General features: G+C 70.1%; 1 protein-coding gene. It reads left to right on the top strand.

Annotated elements, in window-relative coordinates; all coding sequences use genetic code 11:
- Nucleotides 1-519, top strand: a 519-nt coding sequence (locus tag C1I97_RS38660) for an ABC transporter permease (RefSeq protein WP_111007426.1), incomplete at both ends; no start/stop codon positions are given.

Here is a 519-nt window from a genome sequence, read left to right as displayed (position 1 = left end):
CGCCCGGGTACTGCGCCAGCTCCGCCACGACCCCCGCACCATCGCCCTGATGCTGCTGGTCCCCTGTCTGATGCTGCTCCTGCTGCACTACGTCTTCGACGGCAGCCCGCACACCTTCGACACCATCGGCGCCTCGCTCCTCGGTATCTTCCCGCTGATCACCATGTTCCTGGTGACCTCCATCGCCACCCTGCGCGAACGCACCTCCGGCACCCTCGAACGCCTCCTCGCCATGCCCCTCGGCAAGGGCGACCTCATCGCCGGCTACGCCCTCGCCTTCGGCGCCCTCGCGATCATCCAGTCCGCCCTGGCCACGGGCCTGGCACTGTGGCTCCTCGGCCTGGACGTCACCGGATCGCCCTGGCTGCTCCTGCTGGTCGCCCTGCTCGACGCCCTCCTCGGCACCGCGCTCGGCCTCTTCGTCTCCGCCTTCGCCGCCTCCGAGTTCCAGGCGGTCCAGTTCATGCCGGCGGTGATCTTCCCCCAGCTCCTCCTCTGCGGCCTGTTCACCCCCCGCCC

Source organism: Streptomyces sp. NTH33 (genome assembly GCF_003236365.1).
Lineage (GTDB): Bacteria > Actinomycetota > Actinomycetes > Streptomycetales > Streptomycetaceae > Streptomyces.
Note: the sequence above shows the minus strand (reverse complement) of the source record. Positions and strands in the feature narration are given on the sequence as shown.